The following is a 22,253-nucleotide window of genomic DNA, read 5'->3' as shown; positions in this document are numbered from 1 at the left end:
GATCAAGGCATGACTGACATTGACAAAATAGCCCCGGCAGCAAAGCCCACGAGAACGAATAAAAGCAAAAGCAACGGTTTAACATCGCCACCGGAGCGTTTTTGCAGTGACTCCATGCGCTTTTCCATAGCTGCTACGACACCGTCCATTCGCATCAGATGAACATCCAGTTCCGTCAGGCGCTGGTTGACGTCACCGCGGAGATTTTCAATCGAATTGCTCACATCGGCAGCGTCGACTGCATTGCTACCGCCTGATCCATCGATGACCGGCGCGATACGCTGCAACGAACGCTGGTTGACCTGCAATTGCCGTTGTGCCGCCATCAACATATCGAGCTTGTCGAGGATACGCGTCATCGGCGCAGCGATCAGGGCCTCGGCGGCTTGTTCATCAGGCTTTGGTACGCGTAAGGCATGTTCAATACCTGCGCCATTTATTGCAACGACTACGAGTTCACCGGCGCGCATGGCCGCAAATTGCGGGAGCATCACATCAAATGCATGCGCGCCATCGCCAATCCCTGAACGCTTCAAATCCGGGCGGTCTTTGTCGGCGACAGCTTCTGCAATAGGCTTGCCATCCAGAAGCACGCGAATAGTCAGCCTCTTGGTTGGCGCAGCTGGATCGAAAGCCCAACCGAACAAACGGCCGTCATCGATAGCGTCGACCCGTCCCTTTGTCGGTTCAAGTTTTTTGGCCTGTGTGTTGTCCTGTTGGGGAGCGGCACTCGGCTGAATTGGCGCCTGTGCCGACACGTTTGTGATTATTGACATAATGGTCCTCTCAGGCTGCTTCGACATGTGCCGGACGCAGCGTCTCGATCAAATCGAGATAGCGCTCAGCCGTCCTGTCGATTGTGTCGGGGTGGCGAGCCCCAAGCACAAGAGTCTGGCGTAAGTCAGGAAATTCAGCGATACGTCGCATGGCGGCCGCCAGCGCCATTGGATCATTAGGCGCGACGGTCAACCCGTTTATGCCGTCGTCAATCATTTCGGCCATTCCACCGATATTGCTTGTGATTACCGGACAATCCTGGCTTTGCGCTTCCTGGATTACCAGCGGCGCATTTTCCCACCAGATCGAGGGCATGATCGCGCAATCGACCGTGGCGATCAGATGGCCTATATCTTCACGCCGGTAAGCTCCACGACGCTGTACGGCGGGTGACGTTTCCGCGAAGAGGCGATCTATATCAGCAACGAAACTTTCGCTCTGGAACGGCGCCGCACCATGAACCCGCAGTTCGAATTCGAAATCCTCGGAAATCAGCTGCTTTGCTGCTTCGAGCAGGACAGTCGCACCTTTCCATGGATTGAGATTACCGAAGTAACCAAAGACCGGTTTAATGCGTTGAGCGACTTCTCGCCTTTTCACCTCGACCCTTTTGGGCTGACCGTTGGGGATCACGCTGATCAAATCTTCAGAAATGCCCCAGTCGACATAGCGCTGCTTGAGAAATTCGCTCGGCGACACAAACCCATCGACGGCACTCAGAAGAGACTTCAAATGGCGTTCACGCAGAACGAACTTATCAAGCGCAATTTCCTTGAAACAGCTGTGGCACCGGTCCGGACTGGCACCGTGGCATAATTCTTTGCTCGTTGTGCGCACCATCAAACCATCGTGGTGACAGATCGGGTAGTAATCATGCAGCGTCATGACTATCCGGCATTCGGGCAATGTGCGGCGCACGATATGCGGAAACTCGGCACCCAAAAGCAGGAGATGATGCAAATGCACGACGTCCGGCCGGAAGTCGCGCAGGAGTTCGACGATGTCCGGAACGACGCCATAAAGATCGACCTGACTCATGAAGAATCGGTCGAAGTGCCCCGACCACAGCAAAATTTCATCACCGTTGGTGCCGATACTCTGGAAGCTCGTTCCCGGCCGTGCCTCACGGTGAATATGATTGGTGGCGCCGAGGAACAGCGCTTCGCATCCGGCCCGCTGATAAGCACGGAAAAGGTCATGAGCGAATATTTCCGTGCCACCTGGGTGCAAAGCCGGATGATTATGTGCAGCCACAAGGACGCGGGTCATCGATCGCCCCTAGTGAGCTCGGCCACAAACAGATCCTGATAATGATCCGAAGGGACACCGCGCCAGTGACCAAATGACTTGGTTGTGACCGACAAACCGGCACGCGTCAGCGCACCATCCAGAAATCCATCGTCGAAACCCACCGCAGCCAGCGGCGGCAGTTCTGGAACGAACCAGCACGGACCTTCATCGTAACGCTGAAATCCGAGCCGCGCGTCACGCTTTTTCAAGGGGTTCTCCGATGCAACCTTATCAACGACGAAGCATGTCATGAATAGGCGGCCACCCGGCGCAAGAACGCGTTCCACCTCGCGCAGATAGGCGCTAACCTCTTCGTCAGGCAGGTGGGTAACGACGGACGTCATGATGATAAAATCGAATTGCCGGTCTTCATACGGGAGAACCAATTCGAGCCCATCGATCGCACCCTTCGGATTATACAGCGAGTGTGCGATATCCAGATGGCGGAATTCGAAGTTGGAATACACAGGGCTGATCATCTGGCGGCACCAGTTGATCCCGCCGGCAACTGGATCGATGCCGCAATAGCTGCCTTTCGCAAAGTCAAGATACTGGGTTAACGGGACAGCCATGCGCCCGATACCACAACCGATATCGAGGACCCGGCTATCTGGCCGCACACCACCCTTGCGGATGAAATGACCGAGGAACTCCGCGCCGACGGCCTGGTAATTACCGTCTCCGACGAAAATGCTATCCGGGTCAGGACAGGGTAGAAACCGGTTGCGCAGGACCGCTTCCATCAGCCATTCAACATGATCGTTATTGAATGCGGGGACATGTTCGGTAAAAGCTGTCTTGAGTGCAATAACCTCAGTCAAGCGGCGCTCCTTTCAGACTTTTCCTTGACGAAAGAAGTGACGGTGTCCCCGTTTATTTGAACGGGCACCGCTTCATCGAGATAGGTCGTCATTAATTCTGTGATGTCGTCGTCCCAGCGTTGTGTATGCAGCCAGGAATTATATTGGCTTGCGAGACCTCGCATGTAGTCGCTGCTGCGACGGATAGATCGGCGTTCGAAGTGGTAGAGCGCAACATTCGGCTCGTAAGCCACCTGAAAACCAATCTGCCGAATTTTCAGGCATAGGTCGCTGTCCTCGTAGTCCCCGATGACGTAGTCCTCGGTGAACCCGCCGACAAGATCATAAATGTCCTTGCGGGTAACGAGACATGCACCGGTTACGCCCGGCACTGTTCGCGCAATTTGAGCCGGCGAATAATAGCCCGGCATACCCTTGTAGAAATGATGGTTGAGCCAAACGCCGCGATGGTCACGGGCAAAGTACAACCCGGCATGCTGCAGGGAGCCATCTTCGAAGAGCAGTTTCGGCCCGATCGCACCCAGCTTCTTCTGTTCGAGCAAGGGCCGGGTGAGTGTGTCCAGCCAGCCCGGGCCGCAGGGAACAACGTCGGAATTCAACATGACCAGCATGGTACCTGTCGCAAGACTAGCACCGGCGTTACAGGCACGGGCATAGCCGCTGTTGCGATTCATGGTGGCGAGCTTCATCGGCAAATCATGCAGAATATGCAGTCCGCCAAGCATGTGCTCTGTATCGTCCTGGATTTCCGGAGAATCGAGCACAAAAATGATTTCTGCATTCGCCACAAGCCAAGGATCGGTTGCCATGGCCGAAAGCTGGAAGCGCAAAAAATCGAGATTGCGATAGAGGGGGATTACGATCGAGATCAGAGGAGATGCCGGTCCCACACCGAATTCCTTGATATCTGCAATTCTCACCGTCTGGCCGAGCTTTTGTTCGACTTCTTTCAGGGCTGGCGCAAGAATATTTTCGAATACCTGGCTACGTGCATGTTGTGGCGGTACTGCCCGCAAAATGCGGTTGCGCTGTGCCGACGGTTCAAAGGGCTGCATTGGCGGCACCAGCAGCGCGGTCGTGCCCGAGACGAGCCGCATCTGAAAGCGCGGCTGCAGCAATGGTCCAAGATTTTTGGCTTGAGGCAGCCAGGCGACAAAGCCGGTCACGTCGGCGCCAAGTCCATCCGCGCGTTCGCCAGTCTTGCCAGGAAACTTGTAGAAATTGGGCTGGAGCGGCAGAGCGCTTCCATTGCCCGAAATATATTCGATACGGGACAGCATCGCTGCGGGATCGTGGGTCCAACCGCCGACGAGCAGGCCGCCATCGAGTGCGATCGCGAGATCGATTTCGGCGGCAGGATGCGTCCCTGACTTTGCGATCTGGCGAACTGGCAATGGGGCGCGCATCTGCATATCGATAGCAATGGCAGCGCCAGAACCGGGGACCTCCGCCAGTTGGCGCACGAGGAACTCACGCAGTTCCATATCGTTCTGCCGCTTTTGCCACCACTTGGAAAAGTCGAGCTGGCCATCGCTGTCCGATAATTTGCGGACGGCGATACCGTTTTTCCCCGTAAACACGAAGTGCAATGATTGCGGCAACGCCCGGGCGGACTCCACCAGGAGGTGGCACGCCTGCCAGCCCTTTTTGGATTGGCGCCCTAGACCCAGCTTCGTCGGCAGCGCCGTTATGGAATTGGTGCTGATTGCATGGATGGCAGTCACGTCCCCAAGGTCCGGATCCAGTGCGGTTTCCAACAGGTGCTGTCCGTCAATCGGCTGACCACAGCCGCGCACTTGCCGGGGCTCGGGCGTCAGCGCCAGGGTGATTTCGCGAACAACGCTGGCAAAAATCGGATTCTGCGACAGGCGAAAGGCGCTGCGCCATGTGCTCAACATATTGTTGAGCAGCTTGATATGTCCGGCAGCCGCGAGATTATCGACAGCACGGTCAACATCGAAAGAGCCAAGCTCGACGGCCGGATAAAGAACAGTTTGTTCAGTCGGCCCGAGCGCACCGGCGGACATGGTGAGGTGGATCGGCTCATCTTTTGTGCGCATGGCCCATAGAATACGCTGGCCGCCCGTTTCAAGGGGAATAGTCAAGCTGATGAGCGGAACGAACGGTTCCGGCGTCTCCAGCGTACATTTCGTTGATGCCCGTATGGAAGCCGGAAGGTCCCAGATCACGACGGCCACATCTGCACAGAGACGCGAGATTGAAATGCTCTCGATATCGCCAGCAATATCCGTCGAATGGTCGAGGTTCAACACGTTGCCCTTTCATTCACGTCAGAAAAAAGCGCGCCCGGCCGAAGGGCAGGGCACGCCATAATTACTATCAATGAACGACGAAGTAATCGCCGGGATGTTCCGTGACATCGTCGGCATTGACGCCAACGAGCGTGACGGAATCGCCATGACCGAGATCGACGACAACATTGCCACCAACCTGCGTAACACGATCGGCAAGATCGTCAGCCGAATGAATATCCTGCCCGTTGATACCGCTGGAGATCTGGAGGACGTCTTCACCAGGGGTAAAATCGAGAACAACGTCATTGCCGCCGCCGCCAGTGAACAGGAATACATCACTGCCTGCGCCGCCGATGAGGGTATCATTGCCTGCGCCGCCAAAGAGAGTGTCGTCGCCGGCACCGCCGGAAAGAACATCGTTTCCGGCATCGCCGAACAAGAGATCAGAACCGGCACCACCGGTAAGAACGTCATCTCCGTGGCCGCCGAAGAGAACGTCATTTCCCTCGTTACCGCTCAGTATGTCGTTTCCATTGTCGCCGAAGAGGATGTCAGTTCCCTCGCCGCCGAAAATCGAGTCGTTGCCGTTGCCGCCAAACAACAAATCGTCGCCGGCGTCACCGAATATCGAGTCATTTCCGTTCGAGCCAAAAACAACGTCATCACCGCCATTGGCGTGGATGAAGTCGTCAAAACGCGAGCCAAACAAAACGTCGTCGTAGGCGCCGCCTTCTAAAGTGGCCATCTGCTTCTCCTTCTGTCCTGCTTTGAGTCTACAAATTGCCGGAAAGATTCCGACGATCGATGCCTAAACGATTGTGCGCTGCACCAAATCGAATTGCAATCTAGACTAAGAATATAAATGTGGCAATCCATAGTAACAAATTATTACGTCCATGTATTATGACACTTTTATATTAGAATCTATAATTCCTGTTTAAAGCAAAACTACTTGTTATATCGATTTGTATTAAGTGCAATTTAATTTGAAATTTGAAATATCTCTAAACATGGTGCACTGCGGTGAGAATATCCAAATTAATCCTCTCTGAAGGCGCGGTTAAAGCTGTCGGAGATGGGGGAAATGATGTACTCGATCGCTTTGCGCGGCTTGTGGACGATCAGCACCTCGGCTGGCATCCCCGGGTAAAGTTTGATCGTCGGGTTGGAAGCCAGCGATTGAGCAGCGATTTCCGCACGCGCCACGAAGTACGCCGTATCGGTCTTTTCATCGATAACCTGATCCGCGGCGACGTAAGTGACTTTGCCGTCGAGCGGCGACAGCGAACGCTGGTTATAGGCTGTCAGGCGAACCTGCACCGGCGAACTGACAATCACGCTGTCGATGTCGCGCGGGCTGATTTTCATTTCGATAACCAGCGGTTCATTTTCCGGAACGATATCGAGTATGGCTTCACCAGCGGCGACCACACCGCCAGGTGTCCGCAAACGGATATTGGCGACGACGCCTGCCTGCGGCGAGCGTATTTCGACACGGCGCATGACGTCTTTGGCCGCCACGATGCGCTCTTCAGTGTCGGCAAGATCAACCTGGCTCGTCGTGATTTCTCCTGCAATCTCCGATTGCAGATCGCTTTCAATACCTATGAGAGAAAATTCCGCGCCTGCTTTTGCCTGCTCGGCCTTGGCTTTGTCACCCGCATACTCTCCGCGGGTTCCCGCGAGTTCGCTCAATCTGGTGTCGATTTCGGTCAACTTCGACTTCTGGGCAAAGCCTTTTTTAACAAGCCCGGCGATCGCCTCACGTTGTTCATTGATCAACTCGATCTGTCGGTCTGTCGCTGCCATCTGCGCATCGGACGATTTCGCTTGCTCCGTATATTGCTCAATCGTTTTCTTCTGTATGTCCACGCGGCTCATTTTTTGCGCGTAGCGTTTCTCAAAGAATATTCTCTCAGCCCTTATTGCACTCTCAGCGGAAATATCGCCCATTTCGCCGAAGTTCTGCGGAAATATGATTTCAGTCTCTCCTGCCTGCTCGGCACGCAGCCGGGCTAACTTTGCGATAAGCCCCACCCGGCGGCTCTGCAGGGATTGCAATTCGGACCGGGCCTTGGTGTCGTCAAGGCGGACGAGCGGCTGACCGACTTTCACTTCATCGCCTTCCTGCACCAGCAAACGATCGAGGATGCCCCCCTCGAGATGACTGACTGTCTTTCGCTTCGAATCGACGATCACAGTTCCGAGTGAAACGGCAGCACTGCCAAGTTCTGCAGAATAGGCCCATCCAAAAAACCCGCCAAACGCGATCAAAATCGTTGACACACCTGCGATGATCAACTTGCGCAGGGGGGACTTTCTATCTTCCCGCTCGAGATCGGTGACCCATTCCGGACGGACGGACCCGAACTTGGTGGGGAGGGTTTCGCCGCCCGACACGGTACGCGGCGCCAATAGTTGAGGGGCGCGTTTCTGCAGATTCGTGTTGCCCGTCATGATGCGGTGGCTCCCATTTTTGGACCGGTCGGGGTAATGGACGACACGACGTCCGTGCGAGGGCCGAACTGTGTGATGCGCCCGTTCTCCAATACGAGCAGTTTGTCAGCCACCTGCATGATTGTTGGACGGTGGGCAATCATCACCACGATCGCTCCATCATCACGGGCCTGTTCGATCGCGCGCATCAGCGCTCTTTCGCCGACTGCATCGAGATTGGCGTTCGGCTCATCAAGAACGATCAGGCGAGGACGATTGTAGAGGCAACGGGCGAGGCCGATGCGTTGACGTTGACCGCCGGAAAGCGTCAACTTCCCGTCACCCACCGGCGTGTCGTAACCAAGTGGCAGCCGCCCGATCATTTCATGAACATCGGCAAGCCGCGCCGCTTCGAGCACACGATGCGGATCACCGTCGCCCATCCGCGCGATATTATCCTGGATGGTGCCTTCAAGCAGTGCCACCGATTGCGGCAGATAGCCGGCAATCTCTCCGAAGGAGCCACGTTCCCAGAGATAGACATTGTTCCCGTCGAGAAATACGCCGCCCGATGTCGGCTTGACGATCCCGATCATGAGTCGTGCAAGTGTCGATTTGCCGGCGGCGGATGGGCCGACAATGCCAAGTACTTCGCCTGGCGACAGGCTGAAGGAAATACCCTTGATGATCGGCATCTCGACACCCGGAGCCGCATAGACCAGCTTGTCGATGATCAGGTCGCCATGAGGCCGGGGCGTTGGCATTGTCTGGCGCACAGCAAGATTTTGTGCAAGCAGGGCCTGGATGCGTTTCCAGTTGCCAACCGCGTTCACCCATTGACGCCAGGTCTCGACCACATGGTCAAACGGCATCAGCAGCCGACCAACGATAATGCTGGTCGCGATCATTGCACCGGGTGAGATCGCCTGTTCCATCGCCAGCAGGGTTCCTGCGCCCAGCGTTGCGACCTGGATGATGAAGCGCAATGTGCGCGCAATGGACGCCATCGCCCGACTGCGGGTCCCTCCAAGATCGAGCAGATCCAGCGCATTCATCTGCAAACCCCGCCAGCGTCTTGCCAGAGCGGGTAACATTCCCATCGCCTCGATGGCTTCGGCGTGCCGCAGCGTTGCACCGATTTTTGAAATGGCCTCAATGTTGGCCTGATTTGCATCCTTGAGGAGGCTGCGGGTTAAGAGATCAGTAACTACGCCGCAACAAACAAGGATGATCACCCCCACGACCCCGATGATCCCGAAAACCGGGTGCAACAGAAAGAGCACGGCGAGAAAGATAGGCGACCAGGCTGCATCCAGTGGCGCGCTTACCGCGGAGGAAGTCAAAAAGGTACGCAGCTCGGTGAGATCGCGCAAGGATTGCGTGGCCTTGGGAAGGCCCTGATCCACTGACGCCTGCACGGCGGCTGTCAGAATCGGCAGATTTAGCCGGCGCACCAGCGCGCTGCCCATGGCCTGAAACGACAAAGCCCGGATAAATTCGAGAATGCCGTATACCAGCAAAGCGCCCACAGCCAGGATCGTCAGCATAAGCAGAGTGTCGGTGCTGCGGCTGTTCAATACCCTGTCATGCACCTGCAACATGTAAAGGGGTACCGTAAGTTGCAAAAGGCTGATACAGAAACTAAGTAATACGGCGTAGAGGAGACCCGCCAGAAAAACCCGGCGGGCCTTGAAAATCAGCGCTTGCGGCGTCGGGACTTCCGGCGTCGTCGCTTTTTTTCCCACATGGCTCTTGCCATTTGTATCGATTTGACGAGTATCATTCATGTGTAATCTGCCTTGGAAATGACACAGCTGCCAGTTAGCCCCAACGACCTTGGTCTAAGACCAGAGACTAGTAAAGTAATACCGTGCAGAATGTGACAGAAAAAAGTTTATATGATGGGGGAAATAGCGAAGGAGCACCGAAAATACACTCGCAACTTACTTCAAAATTTGAAGTAAAATGACCATGGAGACAAAGATGATACAGAAACTTCTGCACGAAGGAGTGGAAGTCGAAACATCTATTGATGGATATTACGCCGCCGATTTCCCCGAAATTACAGCGGAAAAACAGGGACATAGACACCCGGTTCATACGGTCGTAGTTACACACTTCGAGCTAGCTCGAATGATTGAGAGAGTAAATCGCCGTTTCGCCAGTCTGCTCAGAACAGAAATGACGAAACTGGGGATTGAAGACGTCGGTCCGGCACAGGCAATGGTCCTGATGGCAATCGGCGACGTCGAACTCTCCGTTGGGGAATTGCTGGACCGGGGGCACTATGTCGGTTCGAACATTTCCTACTACCTGAAACAGCTTGCCGATGGGGGTTACATCGACAGGGTCGCTTCACAGCGGGACAAACGGTCTGCAAGGATTCGATTGACGGAAAAGGGAGAACAGCTTTGCGCCAATCTGCGTGACGCTGGCGGGGCATATAATCGCGTTCTTGCCAGAGATGCCGATGATCTCCGCAATCTCGAAATCGCGTTCCAGACGCTGCACAGGCTAGAGCTAGTTTGGGGCAATGCCGCGCGTTATGGCATCTAACTCGGCTTCGATCAGTCTTTTGAGTCCCGGAAGGGGCTGATTTCATGCATGTGGCCTTAGTTCACAGGCGTGGTTTTGGCCAATTCGCAGCCTTGGCTGAGCATCTTGCAACGAGCGGGCATGATGTCAGCCTTATTTGTGAGACCGTGGACCGACGCCTCCCGTCGGTTCGCGTGATCTTGCACCGTGCAGAACCTGGCCCCCGGGCAGATGCCCGGATGGCCAGGCATCTGGGCATTCCGGACCACCATGTCCGCATTGGTCACCGTGTCGCGGAAACATTCGATGCGATGGTGCGCCATGGCGAACGGCCGGATATCGTCATCGGTCATATAGGCTGGGGTAGCATGATGTTCGTCAAGGATATCCTGCCAAAAGTGCCGGCTATCGGCTATTGCGAATTTTTCTACAAGGCCGAGGGCGCCGACGTCGGTTTTGCACCCGATGATCATCCGGACGCCGAAACCCGTAAACGATTGAGACTGCGCAATGTCGCGCAGCTTCTCTCACTGGAAGCGATCGACGGCGGGATCAGCCCTACCCACTGGCAAAAGAGTCTTTATCCGGTCTTTGCCCGAAGTCGGATAGCTGTCTGCCATGAGGGCGTCGATACGGAAATTTTCCGCCCTGACCGCAACGCGTCGCTGCGGCTGCCCGATGGGCGCTTGTTGAAAGCGGGCGATCCGCCGATCATCACTTTCGTCGCTCGAGACCTCGAACCCTATCGCGGTTTTCCGCAAGCACTCGCGGCGGCGGCAAAGGTCATACGCCAAAATCCGGATGCGCTTTTCGTATTTGTCGGCGGCAATGGCGTCAGTTATGGAACGCCACCACCTGGTGGAGGCTCCTGGAAGGATGCGCTACTCGCCAGCCATGACATTCCGCCGGACAGAATCGTTTTTCCCGGGGCCATTTCGCACGATCTCTTGCGTAAGCTCTACCAGATATCAACTGCTCATATCTACCTGACATATCCTTTCGTGCTGTCGTGGTCAGTGATCGAAGCAATGTCTTGTGGCGCCCTGATAATCGGCTCTGATACGCAGCCGGTTCAGGAAATTGTCCGATCCGGGACGAATGGCCTCCTCGTGCCATTTTTTGATACCGATGCTTTGGCCGATACGATCCTTCGAGTCCTCCAAAAGCCTGAGGATTTTCTGCCGCTACGCATCGCTGCCCGTAAGACGATCGAGAATCGCTTCCGACTGGTGGATTGTCTTTCGCGGCAGAAAGCTCTGATCAATTCCGTCGTCAAAGCTGCATGACCCCGCTATCGGTTTCTGCTTTGCCGATTGACCGCCGCATTTCTGTCTTGCACCTCGCGCAGGTTCGTTTCGCCCGTGTGTTCGTGCGAAAGTTGTGCAGGCGCAGAAGCCATTGAAGTGTTTCCAGATGAATTGCGGACACCACGTCCTGCGGCCATAGAACCGACGACGTGTCTGCTGGCATTGCCCGCGTGAGACGCAAGATTGGTAAACCATTCCTGGCTGCTTGTCGCAATTCGGCCGCTGAGCGGCACGATCTGAATAAGCAAGAAAAATCCCGTCAGACAAACGAGCACAAAGGGACCGGCATCCTTCATGGCAGGTATGCTGCCCTTTGCAAGGCTTAACACCAGCGCTTTCACGACATCCTGTATACCGATATTGTAGAAACTGAGGAAGGTTGTCAGAAAGATCGGTATCAGGATTATCTGGATCGTGCCCGTGAGCCAGCCGGAAAAGTACCGTGACGGGATTTGGAACATCAGCAACACGATAAAAAATGGAGCGAGCGCAAGCATGATCCACAACGCAACTTTTGCAAACAAGAGGAGGGCAACCGCATAGCCAACGAACAAGGCGGCGGCAATCCACACGATCGCTGCCTGCACCGATGAACTCAATGGAATTGTCAGCGGATTTTCCGCGGGATTTTTTGTTTGCGCAATCGGGCTTGATTTTGCCGGGTTTGGCGGACTGCCTTGTTCCGGACCCGGTTGAGGCAGAGAGGGGGCTGCCGCGACTGCCGACTGTTCGATTTTGGCTGACGCAGTCAGCGCGAAACCGTAGACAGAGTTGAGGTCGTTGGCGAGAGTGCTAAATCCCATGGCTTTGCCACTGCGAGGATTGACAATATTGTTGAGCATGACGGAACTCACCATGTAGGGCGCGTTGGTGAAAAGTCCGTACAGCGCGACCTGAAAAGGTCCCCATGCGGTCACGAGCGAGAAGATGATGGCTATGCGGACGAGCTTGAACACCATACCGGCGATGCTGCCACCCTGTCCCTGCCAGAACCGGAATCCCCAAAAGATCAGGTAAAGCGTGAACAGCGCGGCCATGACGGGTGTGAGATAAAAGGCGAAGACGCCGTAGGTAGCAGCCGTAAAATTTGTCCCCAGGCTGTCGATGTTACTCGATAGTGCGGCTATAGAATTAGCTCCCTCCACTGGACACTCCCGATGGCTTTGGCGGCCGGATGACAATGTCGAACGCCTCGTTGACGGGTCGCAGCGGGCCGCAGTCCCGGGCACCATAGGACAAGGCCGAGGCGGGCAGGTCGCAAGGCGTCTTCAGTTTATGACCGCCTCCGCACCCCACGCACATTGCAGCGGCGAAAAGCACAGCGATAACGGGTATTATTCTCAAGGCTTGTCTCCTTGCCCGCAAAGCACCGGCAGCCATTGTTTTGGATCATCCCCGAGCTGTTCGCGCAGAACCGTCAGTTCGTGGACTGTTTCGGCCCGGCCGGAAAGCACCTTCAATAGATCGTCCATACCGTTCAGACGAAGTCTGGCTATCACTGATTCCTGACCGTGTTTGATCAGGAAGGAGCGGCTTGCCGGATCCGTTGTCTTGATCCATTCGACTTCCCTCGACGAGAGGCCAAGCCCACTGCCGTGACTTTCCAGATCGGCGCGTGGGTTGGGAAAGAAAATATGCGTCGCACTTTGTTCGATTATTGTATTGGCGATCTGGGAATTGACGATATCCGAGGCGCTTTGTGTACCGAAACCGATAATTCCGTTGAACTTGCGGATTGTCTTCATTTTGTCACGGATGAAGGACGCGAACACCGGATCTTCGAGTAGCCGCCAACCTTCATCCAGAAAAATCAGGACAGGATTGCCGTTGAGCAATTCATCCAACCGATGAAAAATATACATCAGCGCGGCGCTGCGGGTGAGGGGATCGTCCAGGATTTTCGTCATGTCGAAGCCTGAAATCTCCGACCATGTGAACCGATCTTGCGGATTGTTGAACAACCAGCCCAATTGATCAGGGCGAAGCCATTTCTCGAACCGGGCCAGAAGATCGTCATCGCCGGCGCGTATCCGGCCACGCAGCAAAGTTGCAAAGGCCGGCAGCGACCGGCTATCCGACCCGGTCGACATGATCTGTCCAATGGCTGCGCGGATGACGCTTTCCTCGCTGGCAGGCAGCGACAAACCATCCGGGCGGCGCAGCATCAACGAAAACAACTGGAACAGAAACTCGCGATTTCCCGCTGTGTCGGGCAGGGCGAGGGGATTGAACCCCGTCGGCGCACCTGGTTGAAGGACTTCGTAGTTGCCTCCTAGTGCTCGAATGAAAATTTCGCCGCCGCGATCCTTGTCGAAAAAAATGCAGCGTGGCGTTGGTTTGATGCGCTGCGACTGCGCCATCAGAAACGAAAGGGCCACCGTCTTGCCGGAGCCGGACGGCCCCACCATAGTGAAATTACCGAGATCTCTGACGTGAAAATTAAAGAAATATGCGCTTTGGCTGGTTGTCTCCAGCAGTGAGATGGCGCTGCCCCAGTGATTGCTTTCCTTCTGGCCGCTGGGAAAATTGTGCAACGACAGAAACCCGGCAAAATTCTTCGACGAAATCATCGCCGACCGGGCGATATACGAAAAATTGCCCGGCAACTGCGCCCAGAATGCTGGTTCGCAGTTCAGATCCTCGCGCAGCCAGATAATGGATTGATCGGTGAGCGTAGCTCCGACGGAGCGGATGCAGCGATCGAGTTCGGCTTTGTCACCGCCGAGACACATGACCGACAGGTGGTGTTCGCCATAGATGGAGCGCGAGCTCAAAAGCTCATTGCGTGCCCCGGCGAGTTGATTTCCGACAATCGAACCGGCCTCATCGGCCATGGAAATCTGGCGGTAGACACGCTCCATCTGGTTCTGCGCCACGGGCTTGTCGACAATGGAAAAACTCTGGCTGACGATAAATTCGTGCGGAACCTTCAGCAGGCCGTCGAGAAGGAGAGGGCCCGTATAGGACGGATATTCGCGCACCGACAGCATGGCACCTAGCCGTGAGTCTCTTGGCGGTGTAGCGCCGACGAACTCTACAGCATTGCGTCCGAAGTGGAGCCGCTTCATCGCAAGCGCACCATCGAGCGGCATGCGCGGCAAACGCATCGAAACTGGATCAAGCCCGTTGAGTATCTGAACCAGAAATTCCAGCGGCTCGGAGAAATAGTTCCCTGGTGCAGATTCACGGATACCGAGCACACGCGCCTGATAATCCTGCAGGACCTCACGCACACCTAGAACAGCGTCGTGCAGTTCGCGAAGCTCCTCATCCTCTCCCAGCCGGGCACCCTTCGCCTGGCCTTTGGTGCCACGGTGAGCAAACAGGCTGCGCGTCAAGCTGTCTATCAATCCGACCTGACCGCGCAAAGGACGGCGGACGATGGTGATATACATCTCGTTGACGAACATGCGCCGTTCTTCGAGCTGCGCCATATATCGGCGGTTCAGTTCAGCTGCAAATTGATTGTCGAATTCGCCCTCGAGCTTCGGCTCGAGCCGGCGCCGGATCATGTGACCATAGACCGCGTAGCGACTGCTGCCGAGTGAACGCAGGATCGTATTGCGCCCCTCAAGCTTGCCATTGATTTGCGCCATGTCCGCAGTCTCGAAACAAAAGCCATCGAGCTTCAGCATACATAAGAGCAGCCCGTCCTTGGTGCGCAACACCGTGTCATCGACATGGCGTGCGTAAGGAACGTGTGTGGCAACGGAACGCTCCCGCTTGGCTTGTGCTCCAAAACGCATCTCCTTGCGCACCAGAGGGGACATCATGTCTGGTCCCCCGGTGCATAGCTTTTAACGCCCCACAGGACTTTCGACTGCGGTGGTGTCCTTGCGCCTTTCACCCGGAGAATGTTGAAAATCTGCTCGTCGCGTAGCGTGAGGAAGTAGCCGAAACTATGGATAGGCAAAACCAGAAATAGCGTGAAGAGGCTCTTGGTTGCGAGGAAGACCACCGCGGTTACCACCATGTTGAACATGGCATACATGTACGGCACGCCAAAAAGCGTCGGTGCTCTCGTCAGGGCCTTGACCAGCGGGGTCATGTCCGGCGCATCCTCGGTCATCTAGTCAATGACCCAAAGCGCTCTGAAAGAACGCCACGATCTGCGTCGAGCCGAACACCAGCACAATCCCCATAATTACGGAACCCGCAATGCTCCAGGTGAAGCGTCCCGACCAGGCCAGAAAGCCGCAGCTGATGACAGCCAGGATTGCGAGCATGGAGGCAATTGGGCCTGTGAGAATTGAAATAAGGGTCTGCAGCACACCTGTTACCGGCTGTAGACTTTGTGCAAAGGCATCCCCGGCAAAAATCGAGAATAATAACAGTACGGAAGCTTTGAAAATTGTTTTACGTAAAAACATTGAATTACTCCACATGAAGAACGAATCCTTGGGACCACGTTTCCCGACTGCCATCCTCGGGCTTTTCTTGTTTGTTGATGGTGCCGTCCCCACCCGCCTTCGCTGTCGGCGGTTCAAGTGGCTTCCATCCATAGAGATCGGTGAGAATGGCAGAGACGTAACGAACGGTTTCCGGATAAAGCGGGACGCCGCGGCTTTGCTCGACAGCCCCTTCACCGGCATTATAGGCCGCCAGCACATAGAGCGGGTTTTGGTACCTCTTCTGCAGCAGACGCAGATAACGGATCGCGCCGCGCACATTGTCTTCAGGATCGCAGATATCGACATCAAAACGCTTCGCCGTTGCCGGCATCAATTGCATCAAACCGACTGCGCCCGCACTTGAGACGCTGTTCATGCGAAAGCCACTCTCTTGGCGGGCGATCGCCAGTACAAGATCAAGGTCGAAGCGTTCCTCTCCGGCAACCTTGCGAACAATGGCCTCGCCCTGAACTGAATCGATTGGAGACGCAAGCTTGCAGGGCGCCGCCGCAGAGGGCAGTGGTGCCGGTGCGGCGTTCGTGTTCGAAACCATGTCGTCTTGAACGACTGTAACCTTCAGAGGCTGTTCGCCGGAGGCAGCATGTCCCGAGCTGCAGAAAGCCGAGCCCAAAACGACGCCGATAGCGGTAAACAAAACGCGCCTGTTCATTGGCTTCGACCTATCGAAACGATCCCAGCGTTCTCGAATCTGGTTAGATCGTTGCTCATAAGTGCGACCGGCCGCTGCAGATTGGCGCGAACGAAGGGATCGTAGAAGATCTCCGTAACAACGCCTGGACGGCCATCCCGACGGCCAAGCTGGATGACCAGTGGCAATGTCGTGCGCAGCGTATCGATGATCTCGGTCTTGCTGAGACCTAGCCCGCCGCCGGCGCCGCTTTGCATAACGAGAAGCGCCAGCCGCGTGTAGGCGGCAGACGGAGAGTTGGCATGGACGGTCGAGAGCGAGCCGGGGTGGCCGGTATTGATTGCCTGGAGAAAATCAAGGGCCTCGCCACCCCGGACCTCACCAAGCAACAATCGATCCGGCCGCATGCGCAGGGATGCCTCGACCAGGTGACGCGGCTCGATGCGGGCAATATTTTGACTGCCGCGCGTCGCGATAAGACGGACATGATTCTCCTGCGGAGGCGTCAGTTCCGGGGTATCCTCGATGGTAATCAGCCGCTCGTGCGACGGGATCTCCTGCATTAGCGCATTTAAAAAGGTTGTCTTACCAGAGCCCGTGCCACCAGAAACCATAATGGACACGCGACGTTGCACGGCTTCACGCAGAAACGTCCAGATATTCCCTGCAGCGAGCAATTTGCATAGATCGTCTTCGTCGTCTGTCAACTGATGCTCGCTATCCGTCACCAGAGCCGAGTCCAACGCCCCTGAAGCCGCGTAATCGGAAAGGAAAAGGCTGCGGGCGACCTGCCGGCGGAGGACAATGGCACCCCCTTGCGGCGCGGCAGGCGGCAGTACAACCTGGATACGCGCGCCGTCCGGCAGAGCGGCCGACAATAGCGGCTCTTCGTCATTGACGAATTGGTGACTCGCCGCGGCAACGCGTTCCGCCATGAATCGGATTCGTTCGGCCGTCAGTTCAGGCACCGCATGGCGCACCATCGCCGCGCCCGAGCTTCCCCCCGCCTGTTCGATGAACACTGCGCCGGGCTGATTGATGCATATCTCGACAACATCCGGCGTTTGAAGAAAGTGGCGCAGGGGCGCAAACGCCAAATCGATCAATGCGGAGAGGGGTGCTGCAAGGCTCACGGCGTGCCCCCTTTGTAGACTGGCTGTGTACCTTCTCCGGTATCCCAGCCGCGTCCCTTCTTTAGCTCCTTGAGCTTCTGCATGACCGGATCCGGGTAAAGTTCGGAGAAATCGAGATCGCGCCGCACGAAAATCGACACCGGTGTTCCCTGATCAATGGTAATAGTTGGCGGGATGTTGATCTGTGCCTTCAGGGCCTCCTGGGCGAGCTGCGTGAAATTCTGGACCGCAAGCGCAGCGCCTTGCATGGCCAAATCGCCGGTCCGATCATCATTGTCCGGATAGGTCGTAACCGACCTGAAGCCGCCGGGATACTTAGCATCAGGAACCAGCGTCTGTATGGGTCCGGTGTAGGTGGTCTTGTGCGTGCTGCCAGCCGCCATCAATTGCGTACCCGCACTGATGATGCTCAGCACGCCTGCGGCGCCAAACCGCTTCAGGTAGTGGTTGTTGACATCACCAGCTGATCCCGACCGACCGAGTTCATCGGTGCCGATCGAACCGAGATTCATTGAAACGCCGTCAGCACGCAGGAGCCGCGTCCACACGATGAAGGCGCGATTCTGACCCTGTGCAACGCCTGCATTGTATTCGCCGATCATTCGCGATGCTGCCGGGATGAGAATTCGCCTTCCATCGAACGACCAGATATCCTCGGTCGTCACGGCCCGCACCATGCCAGGCAGATCCGTCTGCACGGCCGTTTCAAGAACCCCGCGGATCATCGTTCCCTGCGGCACAAGTGCATCGATGCGCTTTGTCCGTTCGGCCTTTGCAACTTCAACCGGCTTGGCTGCCATGGCAGCCAAGAACTGCCCGTTGGGATTGGCGTCCTGGAATGTAGCGCCTGCTTTCTCCCCATCCGCCGGTGGCTTCGGCGGCTCGCCTGCCTGTCCTTCGGTTTGACCGGTTTCGGTCACCACCATCGGGGAGCGATAGCGTTCCCACTTTTTCTCGTCGGTCTCTGATTCCCGCGCCAGCCGCTCCGCCTCCGCCATGCGCCGTGCTTCTTCCGCCTCCGCTTGCAGTCGTGCCCGCTCGGCAGCGGCATCTGCATCGGTCTGCGATGGCTTCGCTACCTCGGTTGCTGGCTCAGGCGGTGATTCTTTGACTGCGGGCGGAACTGCCAATTGAACTTTGCCGACTGGCGACAGCAAGTTTTCATCTCCCGTATCGACATTATCAGGCGCTGACGGACGTTGAAGCCAGAAGGGCATTGCGAGCAGTGGCAAGCTGACCAACGCGAACAGCACGATCAGCGCCGTCTTGTTCAAACTACGCTTCGGCTCGGCCAGCTTTGATCGTGCAGCCTCTTCGAGTTCTACATTGAGATGGTAATCGGGATCAGGCATCTCACCTCATCCTTCTGTCGGAGGAGTTGCTGGCAGCGGAGGCAACCGGGGCGCTTTTTTTCAAGTTGAAAAGGCAGAGCGCATAGTCGCCGCGCCGCAGCATCCACTGCTTGGCGATCTTATCGACAACGATGTAATCCCCCTCGCGGCGGAAGTTGGCGAGTATCTCGCGCTTGCCCCCTTCGACGATAAAAATGGCCGGGATATCGCCTTCAAAGCGAAACCAGGTCTTCACGCCGTCGTCAAAAGCGTTCGTGGGTTTGAGTTCGCTGTCGCCGCGGAAACTATAGTTGGTATTGGTATCCTGAAACTGGAAATTGTCGCGGTTCGGCTCCGAAACGAGCCGTTGTGCTTCTGCCAGAAGTTTTGAATCGGCCTCTTCATCCGGATAGCGAAATTTGACCATGTATGTCTGATCGCCTTCCGATTCCGCGTGAGCGCGCAGGATAAAGGTGTAAACGTGTTTGTCGCTCACAACATTCATATTCGTTGTCGTCTTCGCTTCGACAGGTTTCAGAAAGATAATGTTGCCACGCTTGTTGGGTTCGATTTTCCACGAGAGGCTGTCACCCACCGCCACGGTCTCGATCTTTTCGGCATCCCCCAGCACGATCATCGTCGAGACGCCGTGGCTTGCATCGATGGAAACCACATTGGCCGAACTGTAGATGACCGTGCGGACACGCGCGTCTGCCGCACCACGCCGCGGGGCTATCTCTGCAGACGTTTGTGTCATCGATCCCGCAAGACTCACGCCAATCAGCACCAGTCGCATAGGGGGCGCGATCAATTGCAGGAGTCGCCCGGTCATTGCTGGCCACCGCTTCCCGGTACACTTTCCCGATCGCGGCGGTAATCGATAATCTGGAAACCGAGCGGATTGTCGAAACGCCATTCATTGGTCATCGGTTCATGGGAATAGCGGAAATGCATCAACGCTACCCAGTGCTCTTCCGGTCCCGTGTCCTGGCCGACGCGCTGCGTCGAAAACCGCACGATTGCCGTGCGGCTGTTGGGGACTTGTATTGATTTGATGGTTGGCAGTACCCGTGTGGTGTTGCTGAAACGGTTTACGGGATTGGTCGGACTGGACGGCGCATACAGGTTCAGAAGGTCGCGCGCAGCGTCACCGGTCGACAACATCTGCGCCATATCGAAATTGTCCTGTACTGCAGAAGGATCGTAGGTCTCCCGTGCCCGTATGTAGCGCACGACATTCATCCTTGTGACCGCTTCTGATTGTGCCAGATCGCCTTCCGCGAGAGGCCGTTTGATCTCCATGAAACCGGTGGTCTTGTCGACCTCGATGACATAGGGCTCAAAGCTCTTCAGGGGCAAGAGCAACGCCAGACAAGCCATAGCCGTAACCGCGAGCAGTGCGCTGACACCGGCGACGATCCAGGCCATGGAGCGAGAACGTTTGACCGAACGGATGACATCGTTTTCCCAGCGGACCGCCTCGCTAAAATAGCGGGCGTCAGGGCCGGTTTTCTCTTCATGCTTTGACGCGTGGTCGCTCATGGAAAAAAGCTGGAAAATAACGCGGGGCACGCACGCGACACTTGAAACACTGGATTCAAAATCATTCCGCCTAAATCGGTTGAATTATACGCTTTACGTTCAAAAAATGCGGTTTAAAATTCAAAGTCAGTTGAAAATTGGCCTTTGTGAAAGCCTGCAACACAATGCGAGTATTTAGTTGGCCTAGTTCTGTCAATGAGACTTAAGTATTATGAAATCGTCGTTCTATGCTACCAAATGGGCAAAATTTAGACGATTTACAGTGAGTTAAGTTGTATTTCTACCAAGATACCTTTCATTGAAAATATTGAAAAACTTCGGCACGATACGGCACCCCAATCTTTTTCAAACAACCGCAACGTGTTAAGCCGTGGACAATGAGCAGTGCGAGCGCCAAAACCATGAACGAAGCCGATATCGTCGAAATCGAAACCTGGCTTGATCTGCAAGGATTGTCGGGCATGTCAGAGATGGATCTGTTCAACGGCTTCTGCGCGCGATGCCTCGCTGCAGGCATTCAGCTCGAACGTGCGAGCGCCTTTGTGGATACGCTTCATCCGATATATGAGGGCAGGGCATTCCCATGGCGGCGAGATGGAGAAGTCGAGAAAGCTATCATCGAATATGGCTCCTCACAGCAAGGCGAAAGCGCTGACAACTGGCAGAATTCGACTTTCTACCATCTCCTGCAAATCGGCGAGGACGAGATGCGCCATCGGCTTGCCGAGGTTGATAATATCCGCTTCCGGCATCTGACGACTCTCAAGAGCGAGGGTTGTACCGATTATCTCGCTTTCATGAATCGGTTTTCGAGCGAAGGCAGCATCGGCGAGATGGACTGCTTCTATTCCTCCTGGTCGACCGCTGATGCAGAGGGTTTCTCCGAGCAGGATGTAGACGCGCTCAGACGGTTGGTGAGGGGTCTCGCTCTCGCCGTCAAATGCGCTTCGCTCACGCGCATCGTCAGAACACTGGCCGATGTCTATCTCGGCCGTGACGCAGCGAAACGCGTGCTTGCCGGGAGGATCAATCGCGGTTCGGCCGAGCGCATCGAGGCGGTGCTATGGTATTCCGACTTGCGGGATTACACTCGCATCTCCGATGCAGCAGCACCTGATGCGATCATCCCCATGTTGAACGACTACGCTGAAGCCGTCATTGCATCGGTGCAGGAGGCGGGCGGCGATGTATTGAAGCTGATCGGGGATGGCATACTTGCGATTTTCACCGAAGAGGATTCAGCAAGCGCGGCTACCGCTGCATTGAAAGCGCAGATGCACCTGCGCAAGCGCGTTGTGGTACTCAACAAGACACGCAAAGCCAGCGGTGCGCCCGCGACGGATGTTTATCTTGGCGTTCATATCGGCGAGGTCTTCTACGGCAATATCGGTAGCGATACACGGTTGGACTTTACCGTTGTTGGACCTGCAGTCAACGAAGTCAGCCGCATTGCCTCCATGTGCAGGTCGGTTGATCAGGACGTTCTTCTTTCCGACCGTTTCGCCGCAGCTTTGCCAGAAGAACTGCGCGCAAAACTGGTATCCGTCGGCCGGTTCGCGCTGCGCGGCGTAGGCAGAGCGCAGGAATTGTTTACGATTGATCCGATAATCCTCGAAAAATATAGAGCGGCTGGCCGGGCACAACACGCCGCCCAATCTCAATAGGCATTCGCGGATAGGGCACTCAGCCATTGTGGGTTCTACTTCAAATGCAACGGCGGGCGAGGGTAGGCTATAGTGGTGGCGATATGATTTCAACAAGCTGGTCTCTGAACACTTCGGTTGGT

At 55.7% G+C, this 22,253-nt stretch carries 19 protein-coding genes; 3 read left to right on the top strand and 16 right to left on the bottom strand.

Annotated features, from left to right (window positions below):
- Positions 1-2 precede the first annotated feature (2 nt).
- The 7 genes from J2X72_RS16795 to J2X72_RS16765 form a co-directional block, all read right to left on the bottom strand.
- On the bottom strand, positions 3-776 hold the full coding sequence (locus J2X72_RS16795) for a hypothetical protein (protein WP_310073674.1): 774 nt from the start codon (positions 774-776) through the stop codon (positions 3-5).
- A gap of 10 nt (positions 777-786) precedes the next feature.
- The gene (locus J2X72_RS16790; RefSeq protein ID WP_310073672.1) at positions 787-2,046 is read right to left on the bottom strand and encodes a glycosyltransferase family 4 protein; all 1,260 of its coding nucleotides are present in this window, start codon (positions 2,044-2,046) and stop codon (positions 787-789) included.
- Positions 2,043-2,888 carry a class I SAM-dependent methyltransferase gene (locus J2X72_RS16785; protein WP_310073670.1) on the bottom strand — a complete coding sequence of 282 codons (846 nt, stop codon included), beginning with the start codon at positions 2,886-2,888 and terminating at the stop codon, positions 2,043-2,045. Before J2X72_RS16785 ends, J2X72_RS16790 begins: the two co-directional genes overlap by 4 nt.
- On the bottom strand, positions 2,885-5,161 hold the full coding sequence (locus J2X72_RS16780) for a glycosyltransferase family 2 protein (RefSeq protein ID WP_310073668.1): 2,277 nt from the start codon (positions 5,159-5,161) through the stop codon (positions 2,885-2,887). The genes J2X72_RS16785 and J2X72_RS16780 overlap by 4 nt, the downstream gene beginning before the upstream one ends.
- Positions 5,162-5,228: 67 nt before the next feature.
- Positions 5,229-5,888: a calcium-binding protein gene (locus J2X72_RS16775; RefSeq protein WP_112531200.1), complete on the bottom strand. Its 660-nt coding sequence runs from the start codon at positions 5,886-5,888 to the stop codon at positions 5,229-5,231.
- Positions 5,889-6,181: 293 nt separating this feature from the next.
- A complete protein-coding gene (locus J2X72_RS16770) occupies positions 6,182-7,600 on the bottom strand; it encodes an HlyD family type I secretion periplasmic adaptor subunit (protein ID WP_210002608.1) in 1,419 nt (472 codons plus the stop codon).
- On the bottom strand, positions 7,597-9,366 hold the full coding sequence (locus J2X72_RS16765) for a type I secretion system permease/ATPase (protein ID WP_310073663.1): 1,770 nt from the start codon (positions 9,364-9,366) through the stop codon (positions 7,597-7,599). Before J2X72_RS16765 ends, J2X72_RS16770 begins: the two co-directional genes overlap by 4 nt.
- Before the next feature lie 199 nt (positions 9,367-9,565).
- Between J2X72_RS16765 and J2X72_RS16760 the strand changes: the two genes are divergently transcribed.
- Complete coding sequence (locus J2X72_RS16760; protein WP_112531210.1) at positions 9,566-10,135, top strand: MarR family transcriptional regulator; 570 nt, start codon at positions 9,566-9,568, stop codon at positions 10,133-10,135.
- Positions 10,136-10,179: 44 nt separating this feature from the next.
- Positions 10,180-11,400 (top strand): glycosyltransferase family 4 protein, encoded by a 1,221-nt coding sequence (locus J2X72_RS16755; protein WP_310073662.1) that lies wholly within the window; start codon positions 10,180-10,182, stop codon positions 11,398-11,400.
- Positions 11,401-11,405: 5 nt separating this feature from the next.
- Here the strand turns inward: J2X72_RS16755 and J2X72_RS16750 are convergent, their stop codons facing one another.
- From J2X72_RS16750 to J2X72_RS16710, 9 genes are all read right to left on the bottom strand, one after another.
- The gene (locus J2X72_RS16750) at positions 11,406-12,566 is read right to left on the bottom strand and encodes a type IV secretion system protein (RefSeq protein ID WP_310073660.1); all 1,161 of its coding nucleotides are present in this window, start codon (positions 12,564-12,566) and stop codon (positions 11,406-11,408) included.
- Between the two features lie 195 nt (positions 12,567-12,761).
- A complete protein-coding gene (locus tag J2X72_RS16745) occupies positions 12,762-15,194 on the bottom strand; it encodes a VirB4 family type IV secretion system protein (RefSeq protein WP_310073658.1) in 2,433 nt (810 codons plus the stop codon).
- Positions 15,191-15,490 (bottom strand): VirB3 family type IV secretion system protein, encoded by a 300-nt coding sequence (locus J2X72_RS16740; protein ID WP_210002600.1) that lies wholly within the window; start codon positions 15,488-15,490, stop codon positions 15,191-15,193. Before J2X72_RS16740 ends, J2X72_RS16745 begins: the two co-directional genes overlap by 4 nt.
- 4 nt (positions 15,491-15,494) lie before the next feature.
- On the bottom strand, positions 15,495-15,791 hold the full coding sequence (locus tag J2X72_RS16735) for a TrbC/VirB2 family protein (RefSeq protein WP_210002598.1): 297 nt from the start codon (positions 15,789-15,791) through the stop codon (positions 15,495-15,497).
- A gap of 4 nt (positions 15,792-15,795) precedes the next feature.
- Positions 15,796-16,482 (bottom strand): lytic transglycosylase domain-containing protein, encoded by a 687-nt coding sequence (locus tag J2X72_RS16730; RefSeq protein ID WP_310073655.1) that lies wholly within the window; start codon positions 16,480-16,482, stop codon positions 15,796-15,798.
- Positions 16,479-17,594, bottom strand: coding sequence for a P-type DNA transfer ATPase VirB11 (gene virB11 / locus J2X72_RS16725; protein WP_310073653.1), 1,116 nt, complete (start codon positions 17,592-17,594; stop codon positions 16,479-16,481). Before virB11 ends, J2X72_RS16730 begins: the two co-directional genes overlap by 4 nt.
- Complete coding sequence (gene virB10, locus J2X72_RS16720) at positions 17,591-18,946, bottom strand: type IV secretion system protein VirB10 (RefSeq protein WP_310073651.1); 1,356 nt, start codon at positions 18,944-18,946, stop codon at positions 17,591-17,593. Before virB10 ends, virB11 begins: the two co-directional genes overlap by 4 nt.
- Position 18,947: 1 nt before the next feature.
- Positions 18,948-19,757 (bottom strand): P-type conjugative transfer protein VirB9, encoded by an 810-nt coding sequence (gene virB9, locus J2X72_RS16715; protein ID WP_310073649.1) that lies wholly within the window; start codon positions 19,755-19,757, stop codon positions 18,948-18,950.
- Positions 19,754-20,467, bottom strand: coding sequence for a type IV secretion system protein (locus tag J2X72_RS16710; protein ID WP_310073647.1), 714 nt, complete (start codon positions 20,465-20,467; stop codon positions 19,754-19,756). Before J2X72_RS16710 ends, virB9 begins: the two co-directional genes overlap by 4 nt.
- A 401-nt stretch (positions 20,468-20,868) precedes the next feature.
- Between J2X72_RS16710 and J2X72_RS16705 the strand changes: the two genes are divergently transcribed.
- Positions 20,869-22,131 (top strand): adenylate/guanylate cyclase domain-containing protein, encoded by a 1,263-nt coding sequence (locus J2X72_RS16705; RefSeq protein ID WP_210002586.1) that lies wholly within the window; start codon positions 20,869-20,871, stop codon positions 22,129-22,131.
- Positions 22,132-22,253: the final 122 nt, after the last annotated feature.

The sequence above is a fragment of the Phyllobacterium sp. 1468 genome (assembly GCF_031455525.1).
Classification (GTDB): domain Bacteria; phylum Pseudomonadota; class Alphaproteobacteria; order Rhizobiales; family Rhizobiaceae; genus Phyllobacterium.
Note: the sequence above shows the minus strand (reverse complement) of the source record. Positions and strands in the feature narration are given on the sequence as shown.